Annotated in this window: 13 protein-coding genes; 4 read left to right on the plus strand and 9 right to left on the minus strand. The window is 49.0% G+C overall.

The genetic code is table 11. From position 1 onward, the window contains the following. Positions 1-277 precede the first annotated feature (277 nt). Positions 278-1,684 (plus strand): DEAD/DEAH box helicase, encoded by a 1,407-nt coding sequence (locus AB1K62_RS08570; RefSeq protein WP_367002952.1) that lies wholly within the window; start codon positions 278-280, stop codon positions 1,682-1,684. Here the strand turns inward: AB1K62_RS08570 and AB1K62_RS08575 are convergent. The 3 genes from AB1K62_RS08575 to AB1K62_RS08585 all read right to left on the minus strand — a co-directional run bounded on the left by AB1K62_RS08575 (position 1,681) and on the right by AB1K62_RS08585 (position 5,291). Then, on the minus strand, positions 1,681-2,850 hold the full coding sequence (locus AB1K62_RS08575; RefSeq protein ID WP_367002953.1) for a CaiB/BaiF CoA-transferase family protein: 1,170 nt from the start codon (positions 2,848-2,850) through the stop codon (positions 1,681-1,683). The two genes, AB1K62_RS08570 and AB1K62_RS08575, sit on opposite strands and share 4 nt — an antisense overlap. Before the next feature lie 12 nt (positions 2,851-2,862). Continuing rightward, positions 2,863-4,317 (minus strand): coniferyl aldehyde dehydrogenase, encoded by a 1,455-nt coding sequence (locus AB1K62_RS08580; RefSeq protein ID WP_367002954.1) that lies wholly within the window; start codon positions 4,315-4,317, stop codon positions 2,863-2,865. 95 nt (positions 4,318-4,412) lie between these two features. Further along, complete coding sequence (locus AB1K62_RS08585) at positions 4,413-5,291, minus strand: CoA ester lyase (protein WP_367002955.1); 879 nt, start codon at positions 5,289-5,291, stop codon at positions 4,413-4,415. A gap of 244 nt (positions 5,292-5,535) precedes the next feature. Between AB1K62_RS08585 and AB1K62_RS08590 the strand changes: the two genes are divergently transcribed. Together AB1K62_RS08590 and AB1K62_RS08595 are read left to right on the plus strand one after the other, a co-directional pair. Next, on the plus strand, positions 5,536-6,801 hold the full coding sequence (locus tag AB1K62_RS08590; protein WP_367002956.1) for an O-antigen ligase family protein: 1,266 nt from the start codon (positions 5,536-5,538) through the stop codon (positions 6,799-6,801). Positions 6,802-6,916: 115 nt separating this feature from the next. Beyond that, positions 6,917-7,324 carry a hypothetical protein gene (locus tag AB1K62_RS08595; RefSeq protein ID WP_367002957.1) on the plus strand — a complete coding sequence of 136 codons (408 nt, stop codon included), beginning with the start codon at positions 6,917-6,919 and terminating at the stop codon, positions 7,322-7,324. A gap of 15 nt (positions 7,325-7,339) precedes the next feature. Here AB1K62_RS08595 and AB1K62_RS08600 read toward each other — a convergent pair whose 3' ends face one another. Genes AB1K62_RS08600 through AB1K62_RS08610 form a run of 3 tightly spaced genes read right to left on the minus strand, consistent with a single transcriptional unit; the run spans position 7,340 to position 10,539 of the window. Next, a complete protein-coding gene (locus tag AB1K62_RS08600; protein ID WP_367002959.1) occupies positions 7,340-8,404 on the minus strand; it encodes a mannose-1-phosphate guanylyltransferase/mannose-6-phosphate isomerase in 1,065 nt (354 codons plus the stop codon). Between the two features lie 10 nt (positions 8,405-8,414). Continuing rightward, complete coding sequence (locus AB1K62_RS08605; protein ID WP_367002960.1) at positions 8,415-9,218, minus strand: class I mannose-6-phosphate isomerase; 804 nt, start codon at positions 9,216-9,218, stop codon at positions 8,415-8,417. A 16-nt stretch (positions 9,219-9,234) separates the two neighbouring features. Beyond that, positions 9,235-10,539, minus strand: a complete 1,305-nt coding sequence (locus tag AB1K62_RS08610) for a UDP-glucose/GDP-mannose dehydrogenase family protein (RefSeq protein ID WP_367002961.1) — start codon at positions 10,537-10,539, stop codon at positions 9,235-9,237. Positions 10,540-10,881: 342 nt separating this feature from the next. On the opposite strand from AB1K62_RS08610, the gene AB1K62_RS08615 reads away from it, so the two are divergent. After that, a complete protein-coding gene (locus tag AB1K62_RS08615; protein WP_367002963.1) occupies positions 10,882-12,789 on the plus strand; it encodes a nucleoside-diphosphate sugar epimerase/dehydratase in 1,908 nt (635 codons plus the stop codon). A 332-nt stretch (positions 12,790-13,121) separates the two neighbouring features. Here the strand turns inward: AB1K62_RS08615 and AB1K62_RS08620 are convergent, their stop codons facing one another. The 3 genes from AB1K62_RS08620 to cysD are packed head-to-tail and all read right to left on the minus strand — an operon-like array spanning position 13,122 to position 16,716. Then, positions 13,122-13,877, minus strand: coding sequence for a 3'(2'),5'-bisphosphate nucleotidase CysQ (locus AB1K62_RS08620; RefSeq protein WP_367002966.1), 756 nt, complete (start codon positions 13,875-13,877; stop codon positions 13,122-13,124). After that, positions 13,874-15,799 carry a sulfate adenylyltransferase subunit CysN gene (gene cysN / locus AB1K62_RS08625; protein ID WP_367002967.1) on the minus strand — a complete coding sequence of 642 codons (1,926 nt, stop codon included), beginning with the start codon at positions 15,797-15,799 and terminating at the stop codon, positions 13,874-13,876. Before cysN ends, AB1K62_RS08620 begins: the two co-directional genes overlap by 4 nt. Continuing rightward, positions 15,799-16,716, minus strand: coding sequence for a sulfate adenylyltransferase subunit CysD (gene cysD, locus AB1K62_RS08630; protein WP_367002969.1), 918 nt, complete (start codon positions 16,714-16,716; stop codon positions 15,799-15,801). The genes cysN and cysD overlap by 1 nt, the downstream gene beginning before the upstream one ends. Positions 16,717-16,925 lie beyond the last annotated feature (209 nt).

The following is a 16,925-nucleotide window of genomic DNA, read 5'->3' on the forward strand; positions in this document are numbered from 1 at the left end:
TTGTCGTTTAAGCGGGTAAGTCACAGGAATAACGACTGTAAAGCCGCCTTGGTCAGGGAGAAGCACGGCCAGATAACAGCAAGGCTTGACTATATTTTAAGTATCGCTATGTTGCGACGCAGCAAAGGCAGATATCAACGTATATATGTCTGGCGAGAGTTCCGCGTGAGAGATGATAACATCTCGAACCATCGCCTAATTGCCTCCCCATTTTCTCGGCAGCCTGATCACGCGGGTCGTCTTAACCGACGGCGGACACGCGCATGGCAATGATGCTATGCAGTATCGTTTGCTGCTATTTTTTAAGGTATTATTTCTGACTAAATTTTCTGATTTCGCATTAGCGGAACCAATTCTGACGCGCGTGACCAAAGAAGGTTATACGACACCATCCCCCATTCAGCAGCAAGCCATTCCGCCAGCACTGGAAGGCAAGGACATTTTGGGCATCGCGCAAACCGGAACGGGTAAAACCGCTGCTTTCTCTCTCCCCTCCATTCATCACTTGCTGAAAAACAAGCGCAAGGCAGGCCGTTTTGAATGCCGGATGCTGGTGCTTGCCCCGACGCGGGAACTGGCACGGCAAATCGCTGACAATATGACCGGCTATTCCAAAGGGCTTGGCATGTATGTTACCTCAGCCTTTGGCGGTGTTCCGATTAACCGGCAGAAACGAATATTGGAACGCGGTGTCGATGTGCTGGTGGCTACACCGGGCCGTTTGCTTGATCTGGTAGACCAACGCTATCTCAACCTTTCCAAGGTCGAGATACTTGTGCTCGACGAAGCAGACCAGATGCTGGACCTTGGTTTTATCGTGCCGCTGAAAAAAATTGTGCCCTTGTTGCCTAAAAAGCGTCAGAGCCTGTTCTTCTCGGCAACCATGCCCAAAACTATTTCGCAGCTGGCCGACCAATTTCTTACCAATCCGGTGCAGGTTTCAGTGGCCCCGCAATCCTCTACGGCTGAGCGGGTTGACCAGCATGTGACCTATATCAATCAAGATGATAAACAGCGCCTGTTGAAAGATTTTATCACCAAGGAAAATCCCGATCACATGCTGGTCTTTACCCAGACCAAACATGGCGCGGACAAGGTTGTCAAAAACCTGATGGCTGTTGGTATTCATAGCGCGGCGATCCATGGCAATAAAAGCCAGCCGCAACGTGAACGTGCTTTGGGTGATTTCCGCAAGGGCAAGATTAACATATTGGTTGCGACTGATATTGCGGCACGGGGGATTGATGTTGACGGCATTACCCATGTCATCAATTTCGACATGCCCAATGTATCCGAGCAATATGTGCACCGTATTGGCCGGACGGCCCGTGCCGGAGCTTCGGGTATGTCCTATTCTCTAGTAGCACCCGATGAACGACAGTTTCTGCGCGATGTTGTGAAACTTACCGGCGTAAAACCCGAAGTGATCGCTTTGCCTGAAGGCTATGATGAACCCCCGCGTGAGGAAGTCGCACCGCGTATTTATGGGCAGAAGCCAAAGAAATATGGCGCAAAACCAACACGCGGCGGTCCGCCAAAAAATAAACATAGCGCCCGCAAAGGCCGTCCCGGTGGTAGTGGCCGTGGTGGTCCGGGATCAAAAGGTAGCGGCGATGGTCCTAAACATTGGAACAACGGCGCAAAATCTTTCAAGCGTCGTCAAGCTCGAAAAGCGGACGCTTAATCACTAAGCAACACTTTGGAGTCTGACAGGTGGGAAATTTCCTCATCGGTCAGACCCAGCCAGCTTTGCAACGCGGCAACATTATTTTCGCCGCGTCTTGCCGTTTTGGTATCGCTGTCAATTCCACTTCTGGAGTTCGAAAAGCGGTAAGGCGACTGCACCGTTCTGCGTGCATTGCCTGCGTCGTCAGTTACATCGACTATAGTGCCGAGCGTTTTTATAGCCGGTTCTTCATAGATATCAGGACCAAAAGGTTTCACTTCCCCCCAAGCCAGATTGAGCCGGTCAAGCGCGGCTGTCAGCGCATCAAAGCTCTCGTAAGACAGGATATGTTTTTCCATCGCCTCGCGCCTCAACCGTGCTTTGGTTGGTATATCCGCCCCTTGCGGCGCGGGATCCGACAAGCCGTCTTTGGTAGAAAAGACTATCCATAACCATTTCAAATCGCCGGTTATCATTATCCGGCGGTGTTCCGGCGCATCCCATACAAGATTTTCAGGTGCTTTGGGCCAGCCATTGTCAAGCGCAAGATGGGCATAATCATCGGATGAATGTAGCGCATTAAGCATCGCAAGATCGATATATTGCCCTTCTCCGCTTTGATCGCGTGTGCGTAATGCGGACAGGATGGCGATAATGGCGTGGAGCGAGCTGTAACTGTCGGCCATGGCAAATTGCATGTCCGTAGGATAAGCGCCGTTCATTTCTACCTGACGAGCGAGCAAACCTGTTTCGGCGTGCACGACTGGCGCATAGGCTGCCTTTTCTCGTTCTGGACCTGTCTGGCCATAACCGGAGATAGACAACATGATGAGACGCGGGTTAACCTGCGACAAATCATCCCAGCCAATGCCGAATTTATCCATAATTCCGGGGCGGAAATTCTCTATGACGATGTCCGCTTTGCTTGCCAGTTTTTTAATGAGCTCCGTGGCTCCGTCAGCTTTCAGGTCAACGCAGATATTCTGTTTGCCGATATTCATCTGGAGATAATATCCGCTGACCCCGCTCTCGCGCTTGTATAATTTGCGGGTGACATCACCTTCCGGTGGTTCCACCTTCAAAACCTCTGCACCCAGGTCGGATAATATACGTGTGGCATAAGGCCCTGACACCACGCGCGTGAAATCCAGGACTTTTAGCCCTGCTAAAGGAAAATTTGCCATTGCACCCTGATATTAAAGTTTCATCTGCTGTTTCATGGTCTTTTCTGTACCCTCGCCATAGGGAGGCAGGAAACCAGCAATTTTGGCTATGTTCATTTTGGGTTGACGATACACCGCTTTGGCATGGCTAAACTCCTTGAAGCCGTCCGGCCCGGTATAAGCACCCATGCCAGAAGGACCGACGCCGCCAAACGGAAGATCATGCTGTGCGATATGGAAAATTACGTCATTTAACGTGACGCCGCCGGAAATTGTCCGGTCGAGCACTTTGCGTTTGTCTTTCTCCGCTTCGCCAAAATAATATAGTCCTAGTGGACGGTCATGGTCGTTCACATAATCAACAACCTCGTCAAGATTGCGATAGGTCTTGATCGGCAATATCGGGCCGAAAATCTCTTCCTGCATCACCCGCATGTCATCATTGACATTTTGCAGCATCGTCAAGGGCATTTTATTGCTGTTGGTATTGGCAAAATCCTCATTAGCGGGATTTACTTCGGTGGGTTTTGCGCCCTTGGCTATGGCATCGTCGATCAGACCCTGTAAGCGCTCGCGGTGACGGGCGTTGATCACTGAGGTATAATCGTCATTGGTAATCAAAGTCGGATATTGCTGCGCTACATTATCTGCAATGCCTTCGACAACAGCATCCTCTTTATCTTGCGGCACCATCAGATAATCGGGCGCCAGACATATTTGTCCGGCATTCATCATTTTACCCATGGTGATACGCTGGGCCGCTTTTTGCACATCCGCATCAGGACCGATAATCGTTGGCGACTTGCCGCCCAGTTCCAGCGTTACCGGTGTCAGATTTTGTGCGGCAGCCGCCATGACATGACGGGCAATTCCGCCACCTCCGGTAAAGATCAGATGGTCCCATGGTATTTCAGAGAATGATTTGCCAGTTTCCGGGCCACCGGTGATAACCAGCATTTCTTCCGGCGCAAAATATTCCGATACCAGCTTTTTCACCAGCTCTCCGGTTTCCGGACAGAATTCGGAAAATTTTATCATCACGCGGTTCCCGGCACCAAAGGCTCCGATTGCCGGATCGAAAGCCAGATTGATCGGAAAGTTCCACGGTGAGATGACACCGACGACACCCTTGGGCTGATATTCTACAGCCGCGCTGGCACCCAGCAGGCCGAGCGGGAAATCTGTCTTGCGCTTCTCCGGTCGCATCCATTTTTTCAGGTTCTTTTTATGATCTTTTGCATGGCCAACCACCGACATCAGGTCGGTCATCACCGTCTGGACAGAGCTACGATGGCCAAAATCATTGGAAACAGCTTCGCAAAGAGCGTCCTTGTGATCGATAATCATTTGCGCGGTGCGATTGATCCGATCCATCCGGGTTTCATAGCTTACGGGTAGCTCGGCATGAAAAGCATCCCGCTGCGCCTGAAACGCGCTCATTATATCGTCTTTGCTCACTTCCCCGGCGGCGGCTTCCAATGCTTCCATGACTTCTCTCCTCCAAAGCGTCTATTGCGCTTATGACATTTGGTTTCAATTAACTACTTAAGCTATGTTTTTGGAGTTTGTCGAGGTTGATCAAACTATCCGGATGCAGATTTTATGGCTTGTGCCATCGCTATCGTCTGTTCCGCCTGATGTAGGTGGAGCAACTCTGTCATCTTCCCGTTAACGGTAATAGCTCCTTTGCCTGCATTTTCAGGTTCCTTGAAAGCAGCAATAATCGCTTCGGCTTCAGCAATCTTATCTTCATCCGGAGCAAATTCACGGTTTGCAATATCAATCTGGGCCGGATGTATCAGTGTTTTTCCATCAAAACCAAAAGCCTTGGCCTGACGACATTCCTGCTCGAACCCCACCGGATCGTTAAAGTCATTATAGACGCTGTCCAATATATTCAGTCCATATGCCCGCCCGGCCATGATGGTTTGAGCGATGGCGGGGATAAACAATGCCCGATCCTGTTCCGCGTGCATTTCCTTGGCGAGGTCGTTAAAACCCATGATGAAAGTCGTTAACCGGGTCGAGGTTGCAGCTTTGGCAATTTCGGCAATATTCAAAATAGCCAAAGGCATTTCAATCATCGCCCAAAGCTGTATGTGGCCGCCGTTATTCCCACGATCAATGATGGTGCTGATTTCGGTAATATCGGCGGCGCTGCGAATTTTGGGGACCAGAACGGCATCGGCTTTGCTGGCACAAATGCTTTCCATATCGCGGGTAAACCACGGGGTATCGGTTGCATTCACCCTTACGACCAATTCCCGTTTGGGATAGCCGCCGCTATTCACCGCCTCAACGGCTTGGTCCCGGGCTTTATCCTTAACATCGGGTGCAACCGCATCTTCAAGATCGAATAATATCGTGTCGGCCGGCAACGTCTTCGCCTTCTCCAAAGCGCGTGTGTTGGAAGCAGGCATATATAGACAAGAGCGGCGCGGACGGAAGGATGAGTTGGTCATGTTTTCCTCATAACAGTGCCATAGGTTCTATCAAGACTAACCAAATATTTCGGTCCGATATTTTAAGCCAATATTTTAGGCCAATATTTTAGGCCAATATTTTAGGAACGAGAATTCCCAAGTTAGAATGAAGCGGTTTTTTTAAGAAAATTTCAATAACCTGCCGTTAACCATAAAGCTAGCTCATACGGGCTTACGGCTATTGATCTATATTCGTGGAGTATATCACGTGAAGTCCTTAACGATGAGCGAATATAAGTCAGATAATGATTTATCGGTTTCACGCGGGCTAGCTGTTTTTGGGCTCATGGCTCTAACTCCCATATTGGCGGTTTTTCTGCCTTGGGATTTTGGCCCGATAGAGAGTGACTATCGCAAACTCATAGCGGGTAATTCTTTAGCAGTAATTCTGGTTGAGCTTTTTGTGTTCATAGTATTACTCAAGAATGAAAACCTGATATCGGATTTTGTTAAAAAACTTGACCTGAATGACAAAATTGTCGGGTCAGTATTTATATTGGCTAGCACCTATTCCTTATTCTATGTTTCTTCAGTCAAGTCATTGTTTATACTTGGGTTTTTAGCGATATTGATACATGTCCTATTTACAATTAGCCTGTTCAAAAATGCTAAATATGTCGCTGAGCGAACGCAGAATTATTTTTGGATTATTCTTGGGGTTTCAGTTGTTGTTTACACAGCACTTTGGGCGATAGATTTCTTGATTTTCCCACCCACCACTGAAGATTGGATTGATCGTGTTCCGGGTGTCACGAATATCAGGTGGGCCGGATTTTTCTGGTTATCTGTTTTCGCAGCGGGATTTGCGCTCATTAAAACGCCCGGGGCAAAATCGTTTGCACTTGCATTGTTCTTTGGTGCCTTCGGATTAACAATGACTCTATGGACAGGAACCAGAGGGTCGTTGGTGGCAATTATTTTTGGCGCGATATGTTCGATAATATTCGCGCCGACATATCGAAAATCCATTGTTAAATATTGCATAGCCAGCGCTGCTGTGGCGATTTTGATTAATATCTACGCTTCGGTACCCCATGTGCAATATGGAATAGACCGTATCATTTCGCGTGGACAACCGGCTGAAATGATTGAACGCGGAGGGAGTGGGCGAACCACACTTTGGAAACATACTGCCGAAATATCCCTCAATCATCCAGTCGTAGGTCATGGCATTGACCAGTTTCAGAAGATGGGGCCAAAAGAAACACTTGGTTTTAAAGGGCCACATAGTTTTCTGCTACAACTCTTATTCTCGGTAGGTGTGGTAGGCATATTGTCGATTTTATATGGTACATCGCGATTCTTGCAATCCTATCGGCTGGAAGTACACCGTCCTCATCAACTGGCAGCGTTCGTATTCTTCTCCGGTGGTTGTCTTTATGCAGTATATGATAATTTTGGCTATTATCCCTATCCGATTGCGATTTTTACACTTTCTGTTTTCATGTTGTTTAAGCCAAGGGACGAAGCCGGGCGTTTATCTGCTTAATTAAGCGTCACATCTCTGCTCTCTCATATTGTCCGGCATATCCAAGACATGAGTGAGGGGTGTTTCTGGCACCTGAACTGCGACCTGAAAATGAGATAACAGCAATAACGACCGGTTGTTCATTGACGGTTATGAATTGCTGCGCCAATTGGTTCCTATGGAATGGATAGAAATCAAAATATGGCTGGAAAGCACGACGGGTCTCGACCGCGATGCGCTGCATATATATTGCGCGCTGGCTATTCAGCTTTTTTGCGCCCTGTTCTTTCGTCGGGGGATGGGGAGTATCTGGCCATGGTTTGCAGTTCTTGTCATAGCCACGATTAACGAATATCTTGATTATCAAAATGTTGGTGAGAGCGAAGCCTCAATTCTGTATTTTCAGGCAGAGGCTTATCGCGATATGTGGAACACGATGCTACTTCCAACGGTTCTGACGTTTATTGCGCGTTTCTGGCCTAGGTGGATTATAGGGAAGCCGGCCCCGCAACCGGAGCAGAAAAGGCGTATTGCCTTGTCATAGGCGGGAAGCGGCAGTTTATTCTTTGTGCTGTTGTTCGCTAACGATCGTTTTGACATCTTGTGATCGCCCCCGCGGCATTACCATGATTTTGTTACCGCTGGCGATAATAATCAAATCATTGACACCTAGCGCCGCGACCTCATATCCGTCGGCGTGTATAAGGTTGTCCGTAGCATCAATGGCCATGACATCGCCGGTGATGACGTTGGATTGATCATCGGGCTTGCTGATCTCGAACAAGGCGTCCCAGCTGCCGACATCTGACCAGCCGGGATCAACCGGCGTAACAGCGACCTGACCGGCTTTTTCCATCACTGCATAATCAATAGACTCTGACGGAGAGAGAGAAAAGCTGGCTGCATCAGGTGTAATCATTAGGACATCCCTCTGAGCCTGCTCCATCGCATTTTGAGCCGCTGTGAGCATATCAGGAGCATGTGTGCCCAAAGCGTGCAAATAGCTATCCGCTCTCATGAGGAAAATACCGGCATTCCAGTGATAACCGCCGTCATTCAGCATTTTTTCGGCATTCTTACGATTGGGTTTTTCGACAAATCGTTGCGCGGCAAAACTGCTACTGTTCTTAATAGCTTCACCTTGTTGAATATAGCCATATCCGGTTTCAGGGCCGCTTGGCGCTATGCCAAAGGTCACGAGCCAGCCCGCTTTGGCCAACGGCAGTGATCGTTGTACAGCATCCTGAAAAGCCGATATATTTTTGATCATATGGTCGCTGGGCATAACCAGCATCACCTTTTGCGGGTCTACGCACGCAAGGGCAGCCAATGCGATGGCCGGAGCGGTGTTTCTGGCGCAGGGTTCCAGAATATGCGCTGCCACTTGGACATCCATTTCTGCTATCTGTTCATTGGCTAGCGCTGCATGTCTTGTCCCGCCAACAATGATTGGCAGGTCGAACAGGTCCGGTGCCTGACATCTTTCCAACGTCATCTGGAACATGCTGCGGGGGCCGAGGAGGTTCAGAAACTGTTTGGGCCGCTCTTCGGTGGAGACAGGCCATAGACGTGTTCCAGATCCACCCGACAGGATCACAGGGGTTATGAGGTCAGGATGTTTCATATGGACTGACTCATTTCACGGTACATGCGATCAGGGCTTTGATATTGCCGGATAAATCAATTTCCGAAGCCTTGGTACAAAGTCCGCATTCTCCGGCGCGAATGGTTTTGCCCCTGACTGTCACTTGTCCTTCCAGCGGCAATACATGCCATTCCCCTGCGGCAGTGCCGCTTAATATATCATGATCATCAGCCATGATCTGAAATAGCCGGAAATACGGGCCGTCCACCAATTTTGCTGATTGGTCCGGCGCTATTTCAAGATGGTTTTTCATATCATAGGGCGAGGGGGTCGCTATTGCTAAGGCATCGTCCAGATGTAAATCGCGCGCTCTGCCATAATCGTAGAGGCGATAGGTTATATCAGAGTTTTGCTGCACCTCGATAAGCTGTATTCCCGAACCAATCGCGTGAATTGTACCAGCGGGAATATAAAAAACATCACCCTGTTTAACAGGTTTCCAATCGACAAGCTCTTCAATTTGGTCGCAAACAACAGCAGCATGTAACTTTGTTGTGCTCACCGGCTTGGTCAGGCCGATGCCGATGACTGCATCCGGCTCGGCATCCAATATGTACCAACACTCCTCTTTTCCATGGGAAAAGCCTTGCCGGCGTGCTTGACGCTCATTGGGGTGAACCTGAATCGAAAGTTTTTCAGTGGTGAATAAATATTTGACCAATAATGCAGGCGTAATAGCTTTGGACGCCGAAAACCAGATTTCGCCGATTTTCTCCTTTTGCACACCGCCAAAGACTTCGGGCAGGGTCGATTGCCCCCATGGTTTTGGAACTTTCCTCTGTCTTAGTTTCATGTTCCTGCCACTGATATTAGCCTCGGCCAATACTCGTATATTCCAACCCGCTTTTGGCGACATCGTCAGGATGATATATATTACGCAAGTCCACCAGCGCTTTACCGGCCATGGATGAGGATAGCTTGTCGAGATCAAGGGCCCGAAACACGTTCCATTCAGTTACAATAACCACGGCATCTGCATCTTTAGCGGCGTCATAGCTGCTATTCATCATCCTAACGTCGGGCATTATTTCTGCCGCAATTTCCATGCCTTCGGGGTCATAAGCACTGACCGATGCTCCCGCATCAATCAAAGTTTGTACTATCGCTATGGACGGAGCATCGCGCATGTCATCTGTATTGGGTTTGAATGTAAGACCCAGTATCGCTACTTTCTTATTGCGGGCATCGCCTCCCAATGCCTGTATGACCTTGCGCCCCATGGCTCTTTTGCGTTGGTCATTAACCTGCACAACCGCTTCCACAATCCGTATAGGGCTTTCATTGTCCTGGGCGGTTTTCATCAAGGCCAATGTGTCCTTGGGGAAGCAGCTACCACCGTAACCGGGGCCGGCATGCAAGAACTTCGACCCGATCCGGTTGTCCAGTCCGATGCCGCGCGAAACTTCTTGAACGTCTGCGCCCACTTTTTCGCACAGATCTGCAATTTCGTTAATGAACGTGATCTTGGTCGCCAAAAACGCATTGGCGGCATATTTAATTAGCTCTGCTGTGCGGCGGCCGGTAAATAATATGGGTGATTCATTCAAAAACAGTGGCCGGTAAATCTCGCTCATCACCTCTTTGGCCCACTCGGTTTCAGCACCGATCACAATGCGGTCGGGCCGTTTGAAATCATTTATAGCAGCGCCTTCCCGTAAGAACTCGGGGTTGGAAACCACAGCAAATTGGTCAGCGTCCAGCTTTTTCGATAATATCAGCTCGACTTCATCACCTGTGCCCACGGGAACTGTGGATTTCGTCACGACTACGGTCGGTTTGTTGATGGCATCGGCAATTTCTTCGGTGGCGGCATGAACATAACTTAGGTCGGCATGACCATCGCCGCGCCGTGAAGGTGTGCCGACCGCGATAAATACCGCATCACAATCTTTTACCGATTGTGTCAGATCGCCGGAAAACGACAGCCGACCTCCATTGACATTACGCTCAACCAAGCCAGCAAGGCCGGGTTCGAAAATGGGCATAATATTCTTGTTAAGCTGCTCTATTCTGACCGGATCTTTATCAACACAAATAACTTCGTGACCAAAATCAGCGAAGCAAGCGCCAGAAACCAAGCCGACATAGCCGGAACCGATCATAGCAATTTTCATAATTGTCCTTTTGGCTGAATATTATCAATAGGATGACGCAGCCCTGCGTCGCTGTCTCTCTGGCCTGATCCCGTTTTCCGGTCAAGCAAGCTAATGTGTTCCAACTCCCATGCAGTGCATTCCATCTTTTTTTGATAGAAGATTTAAACTTTTGTCTTCTTATAATCTGGTAGTGCACGGCTAAAGTTAAAAAGCTTTTGCCATTTCAAATAAATTATCACGTCTGGTTAGCTTTGCGTCATTATATCATTGGTTCTGTTGTAGTTGCCCGGTTACGGTCCACTGGTTAGAAAAGAGAGTAGTTCAATAAATATTAATACAGAATTTGGAAAAGCCGAAACCATGATCGCTGTTATTACTACGATTTTGGAACGCATAGCGAATCTCTCGCGCCGACAAAAGCAGGCTATCGTGCTGATGCTGGATATGGTCATTTGTATCCAGTCCATCTGGATAGCTTATTCTTTGCGTATCGGTGTCTGGATTTATTGGGACCTGGCGATCCAGAAAATCGTCCTTGCTGCTTTGTTGACGATGATACCGGTGTTTTATTTTGTCGGTGTCTACAATGCGATTTTTCGTTATGCCGGTTCTGGCATGATGAAGACCCTGGTCAGGGCGTTCATCTTCTATACTGTTCCGATGGTTGTTCTGTTCTCGATCATCGGGATTGCGGGAGTCCCAAGGACAATCGGTATTCTCCAACCAATAATTTTCTTTATTATGGTTGGTTTTTCGCGTGTGATGGCCCGCTATTTAATGATCGATCTGTTAGGGCGGAGCCGCTTTGGCGGGCCGGTCAAATCGGTCCTGATATATGGTGCTGGCAACGCCGGACAGCAATTGGCCGCATCCATGCGGTCTGAGCCCGCAATGGCATTGCGCGGCTATATTGACGATGACCGGCGGCTGGATGGTCAAAAACTGGATGGTGACAAGGTTTTCTGGAGCGGCAATTTAGAGGAAGTCATCCATAAACATGGAGTCTCCGACATTTTGCTGGCGCTTCCGAATATCTCTCGTAAAAAACGACGGGCGATTGTTGATCAAATTCAACAGTTCAAGGTTCATGTCCAAACCCTGCCGAACATGAAAGAGATCATGGATGGTAAAGTATCGTTTAACGATATCCGTGAATTGGACATAGAGGACTTGCTTGGCCGCGAACCGGTTGCGCCCAATGAATTGCTCTTGGGCCGGACAATCGTTGGCAAAACCGTTATGGTCACCGGCGCTGGCGGTTCGATCGGCAGTGAGCTGTGCCGGCAAATTGTTAAATTCGGAGCACATAAGCTGATTTTATTCGAGCGGTCGGAATTTTCGCTCTACGCCATTGAAACAGAGCTGCGGAAATATGTGGCGGATCATAATATTGATAATATCGAGATTATACCCGTTCTGGGATCGGTCGCAGACGCAGATCGCTTGGCAGAAGTGTTCGCTTTTTGGCACCCGGATACCGTTTTTCACGCCGCGGCTTATAAACATGTTCCTCTGGTTGAGGCTAATCCGGTTGAAGGGATTAGAAATAATATATTAGGCACTTATGAAATGGCCTATGCGGCCCATATTGCCAAGGTCAGTGATTTCATCCTGATCAGCACAGATAAAGCAGTGCGCCCGACCAATGTCATGGGGGCGACCAAACGCGGTGCCGAACAGATTGTTCAAGCTCTGGCTGAGGAGAGCGAGACCCGGTTTTCCATGGTGCGCTTTGGCAATGTTCTGGGGTCCAGTGGTTCGGTAGTGCCCCTGTTCCGGCAACAGATACAGGCCGGTGGACCGATTACGCTGACACATAAGGATGTCACACGTTATTTCATGACGATTCCCGAAGCGGCGCAATTGGTTATACAGGCTGGTGGCATGGCCAAAGGCGGTGAGGTTTTTGTACTGGATATGGGTAAATCGGTTCGCATCATGGATCTGGCCAAAACCATGGTTCAACTGTCGGGCCTGACTATTCGAGACAAATCTACGCCAGACGGTGATATTGAAATCGTGGAAATCGGGTTGCGTCCCGGCGAAAAACTATATGAAGAGTTGATCATCGGCAATGATCCGCAATCGACTGTTCATAACCGCATCATGATGGCGCGTGAAAGCCATCTGGGACAAGATAGTTTGGCGAAGCTGTTAAACGAATTCCAGAAATGCCGCAATTCGGAAGAAGCGGTTAGACTGCTTAAAGAGCTTGTCCCGGAATTTGAACATGAGCGGGATAATGTAAAAGTTGAAAAGGTGTCATAAAGTTAAAACCTGCGAACGATTGACCTAAGACAAAGTTGTTTGGCTTGTAAAAACGCTTTCCTACATAGCTGCGCTCATGATACGCCCAGTGCGGCTCCTTCTCAGTAAGAATATTTATTTCCGCCCGGTATGAGAACCGGCGGCAGGATGTTTCTCCGTTACCAGTGGCTCACAGAATGTTGGAAATATTCTGAAAAATCAAAAATTGGCTGTAAAACACTGTTTCTTGGTGTGAACTTAGTGAACTTAGCGATGGTAAAGCTTAAAATACCAGCATCTGCATAAGCGCAAAAGGCGTGCAAAATATTTATCCGCCCGGGACAAGTCCAGGACTATCGGTTGCCTTGTTCAAGGGGGGTAGCAAGCCCGTTTACAAGTTTCAGAACCCTGTCTGCATCCTGTGCATGGCAAATCAGCAGGTCCGGTAAATATGTATCCTTCTGGTTATAGATCAGGGCGCTGCCATCCATGCGTGAGCAATGCAGTCCGTGCGCCTGTGCAACTGCTACCGGCGCACAATTATCCCATTCATATTGGCCGCCCGAATGAAGGTAAATATCGGCTTCTCCGCGAACAACCGCCATGGCTTTGGCACCGGCTGACCCCATTGGGATTAGGTCCGCGTCTAATATTTCTGCAATGGCGAGCGCTTCGCTCGGCGGGCGGGAACGGCTGACCACCATGCGCGGTTTGCTTGCATGGGCGGGCAGGGTGATTGGTAAATCGCTTCGCAACGTCAAACCAAGCGCGGGTAAAGCAACCGCTCCAGCGGCGGCTTTCCCGTTTACTGACAATGCAACATGCACTGCCCAGTCATCACGTCCTTCGCTATATTCGCGGGTTCCGTCCACCGGATCAATGATCCAGACGCGGTCGCTGTTCAGCCGTTCCAGCGTATCTTTGCATTCTTCAGAAAGCAGCCCGTCATCAGGTCGTAAAGTACGCAGCGCCGCAACCAGCATCTCATTAGCTGCCTTATCGCCAGCATCACCGAGTTGCTTGCCAGTCAAAGGCGACTCTTGGCGCAATTCCAACAGCAATGCGCCCGCGTCCTTGGCGAGCTTTGCCGCGAGTTCTGCATCGGTCATATAGTATAAGCCCAACTGCCAACGATTTTATCGACGATCAATTCAGCGGCCTCATCCGGTTTCATTTTGGTTGTGTCTATGCGTATATCTGCATTTTCGGGAGCCTCATAGTCGCTATCGATACCGGTAAAGTTTTTAAGTTCTCCGGCCCGGGCCTTTTTATACAGTCCCTTCACGTCGCGTTCTTCTGCGACAGACAGTGGCGTATCGACAAATATCTCGAGGAATTCCCCTTCCGGCAGCATCGACCGGACAAGTTGGCGTTCTGCCCTGAAGGGCGAAATAAAGGCGGTGAGCACGATCAGCCCCGCATCAGCCATCAACCGGGCCACTTCGCCGATCCGGCGGATGTTTTCTACCCGGTCGGCATCTGTAAAACCAAGGTCTTTGTTCAGCCCATGACGAACATTGTCACCGTCCAGAAGGAAGCTGTGTTTGCCCAGCGCGTAAAGACGTTTTTCGACCATGTTAGCGATAGTCGATTTTCCTGAGCCTGACAGGCCCGTGAACCATATCACGCGTGGTTCCTGATGCTTTTGCAGGGCGTGAGCAGTGCGGTCGATGTCAATATTTTGCCAATGGACATTTTGCGAGCGCCGCAAACTGAAATGAAGCATACCGGCAGCAACTGTCGCGTTGCTGATTTTGTCGATCAAGATAAAGCCACCAAGATCACGATTATCAGCATAAGGTTCAAAAATAATCGGTCGGTCTGTCGCAATTTCGGCAACGCCAATAGTATTAAGCTGTAGCGTTTTGGCTGCAAGCTGTTCCATATTATTAACATTGACCTGATATTTGGGTGGCTGGATCGTCGCACTGACAAATTGAGCTCCGATTTTCATCCAGTAGCTACGGCCCGGTAATAATTCTTCTTCACCCATCCAGACAATGGTGGATTCAAATTGGTCTGCCACCTGCGGCGGTGCATCGGCTGCGGCAATCACATCTCCGCGCGAGCAATCAATTTCATCATTCAAGGCCAGCGTTACGGATTGACCCGCTACGGCCCTGTCGAGATCTCCGTCCATGGTAACAATGCGTTTCACTGTCGATATTTTGCCAGAAGGTAAGACGCGCACTTCATCGCCCGGCTTGACTGTTCCACTGGCAATCTGACCGCTAAAGCCCCGGAAATCGAGATTGGGACGATTGACCCACTGCACCGTCAAACGCAGTGGGCCGCTCTGATTGGCGGTATTCATTACCTCGACATTTTCCAGATGTTCGATAAGGCTTGGGCCTTTATACCACGACATATTGCTGGATTGGCTGGTAATATTATCACCGGCCAGCCCGGATATCGGAATAGGCGTAAAGGCTTCTATGCCCATTTCCTTGGCAAAAGCGGCATATTCGCTAATGATCCGGTTATAGACCGTTTCGTCATAATCAACGAGGTCCATTTTGTTCACGGCAACGACAAGATGTTTGATACCGATAAGATGCGCCAGATAGCTGTGGCGGCGTGTTTGCGTTAAAATACCCTGCCGCGCATCAATTAATATGATCGCAAGATCAGCGGTGGATGCGCCGGTTATCATATTGCGGGTATATTGTTCATGGCCCGGCGTATCCGCGACGATAAACTTGCGTTTCTCGGTCGCAAAGAAACGATAGGCGACGTCAATCGTAATGCCCTGTTCGCGCTCGGCAGCGAGACCATCGACCAGCAGCGCAAAATCAATCTCTTGGCCTTGTGTACCAACTTTTTTGCTGTCGGCTTCCAGAGAGGCAAGCTGATCCTCGAAAATCATTTTGGAATCATAGAGCAACCGCCCGATCAGCGTCGATTTGCCGTCATCCACCGAACCACAGGTAATGAACCGTAGCATGGTTTTATGCTGGTGTGTTTCAAGATAGCTATCAATATCCGAAGCAATCAGCGCGTCGGTTTTGTAAATTATATCAGGATTATCCATCAGAAATATCCCTCCTGCTTCTTTTTCTCCATTGAAGCGGCCTGATCGTGGTCAATCGCCCGCCCTTGCCGTTCCGACGTGGTGGTGAGGAGCATTTCCTGAATAATCTGGGGCAGGGTGGTTGCCTCGCTTTCAACAGCGCCAGTCAGTGGATAGCAACCCAGAGTACGGAAACGGATGGAGCGCTCGACCGGTTTTTCACCGTCCTCAAAGCGGAAACGATCATCATCCACCATCAAGAGCATTCCGTCGCGTTCTACAGTCTGGCGCGGTGCCGAGAAATAAAGCGGGACGATTTCAATATTCTCAAGATGGATATATTGCCAGATATCAAGCTCGGTCCAGTTGGACAAAGGAAAGACCCGTATGCTTTCGCCTTTGGATTTTCGCGTATTATAGAGTTTCCAGAGTTCTGGCCGCTGGTTTTTAGGATCCCAGCGGTGATTGGCGGAACGAAAAGAAAAAATCCGCTCTTTTGCCCGGCTTTTCTCTTCATCGCGCCGTGCACCGCCAAATGCGGCATCGAAACCATATTTATCCAGCGCTTGCTTTAGCCCTTGGGTCTTCCACATATCTGTATGGAGTCCGCCATGATCAAAGGGGTTGATACCGCGCTCCACGGCTTCGGGATTCTGGTAGATCAGCAATTCCATACCAGCATCATTGGCAGCTTTTTCACGCAGCTTATACATGTCCTGAAATTTCCAGGTTGTGTCAACATGTAACAATGGAAATGGCGGCGGCGAAGGGAAAAATGCCTTTTTGGCAAGATGCAACATCACCGCGCTATCTTTGCCAACAGAATAAAGCATCACGGGATTTTCTGACTCCGCCGCAACCTCCCGTATGATGTGGATCGCCTCGGATTCAAGTCGTTGGAGATGGGTTAGCGGTGTTGTGGTTGCTGAATGATGCACTAGAAAGTTCCGATAATATTTGGATAATGAAAATCACATAGCAAATCCCCGCCAATAGCGGGCACAACAAATTCTTATCAGAACGAAACATCTGTTATATTTGGTCATGCAATAATATTTAGCTTATCCGTTAGGGCGATAGTGAACTGCGCTAACCTATTTTCCAATTAATGAAATCCTTAGAATTTTTATGTTACGTTATGTTACTT

The organism is Parasphingorhabdus sp. JC815 (assembly GCF_040717415.1).
GTDB lineage: Bacteria > Pseudomonadota > Alphaproteobacteria > Sphingomonadales > Sphingomonadaceae > Parasphingorhabdus.

Bases quoted from the DNA above. Each gene is read 5' to 3' on its own strand.
- AB1K62_RS08570 (WP_367002952.1), top strand. From the start codon at position 278: ATGCAGTATCGTTTGCTGCTATTTTTTAAGGTATTATTTCTGACTAAA.
- AB1K62_RS08575 (WP_367002953.1), bottom strand. From the start codon at position 2,850: ATGGCAAATTTTCCTTTAGCAGGGCTAAAAGTCCTGGATTTCACGCGC.
- AB1K62_RS08580 (WP_367002954.1), bottom strand. From the start codon at position 4,317: ATGGAAGCATTGGAAGCCGCCGCCGGGGAAGTGAGCAAAGACGATATA.
- AB1K62_RS08585 (WP_367002955.1), bottom strand. From the start codon at position 5,291: ATGACCAACTCATCCTTCCGTCCGCGCCGCTCTTGTCTATATATGCCT.
- AB1K62_RS08590 (WP_367002956.1), top strand. From the start codon at position 5,536: ATGAGCGAATATAAGTCAGATAATGATTTATCGGTTTCACGCGGGCTA.
- AB1K62_RS08600 (WP_367002959.1), bottom strand. From the start codon at position 8,404: ATGAAACATCCTGACCTCATAACCCCTGTGATCCTGTCGGGTGGATCT.
- AB1K62_RS08605 (WP_367002960.1), bottom strand. From the start codon at position 9,218: ATGAAACTAAGACAGAGGAAAGTTCCAAAACCATGGGGGCAATCGACC.
- AB1K62_RS08610 (WP_367002961.1), bottom strand. From the start codon at position 10,539: ATGAAAATTGCTATGATCGGTTCCGGCTATGTCGGCTTGGTTTCTGGC.
- AB1K62_RS08615 (WP_367002963.1), top strand. From the start codon at position 10,882: ATGATCGCTGTTATTACTACGATTTTGGAACGCATAGCGAATCTCTCG.
- AB1K62_RS08620 (WP_367002966.1), bottom strand. From the start codon at position 13,877: ATGACCGATGCAGAACTCGCGGCAAAGCTCGCCAAGGACGCGGGCGCA.
- cysN (WP_367002967.1), bottom strand. From the start codon at position 15,799: ATGGATAATCCTGATATAATTTACAAAACCGACGCGCTGATTGCTTCG.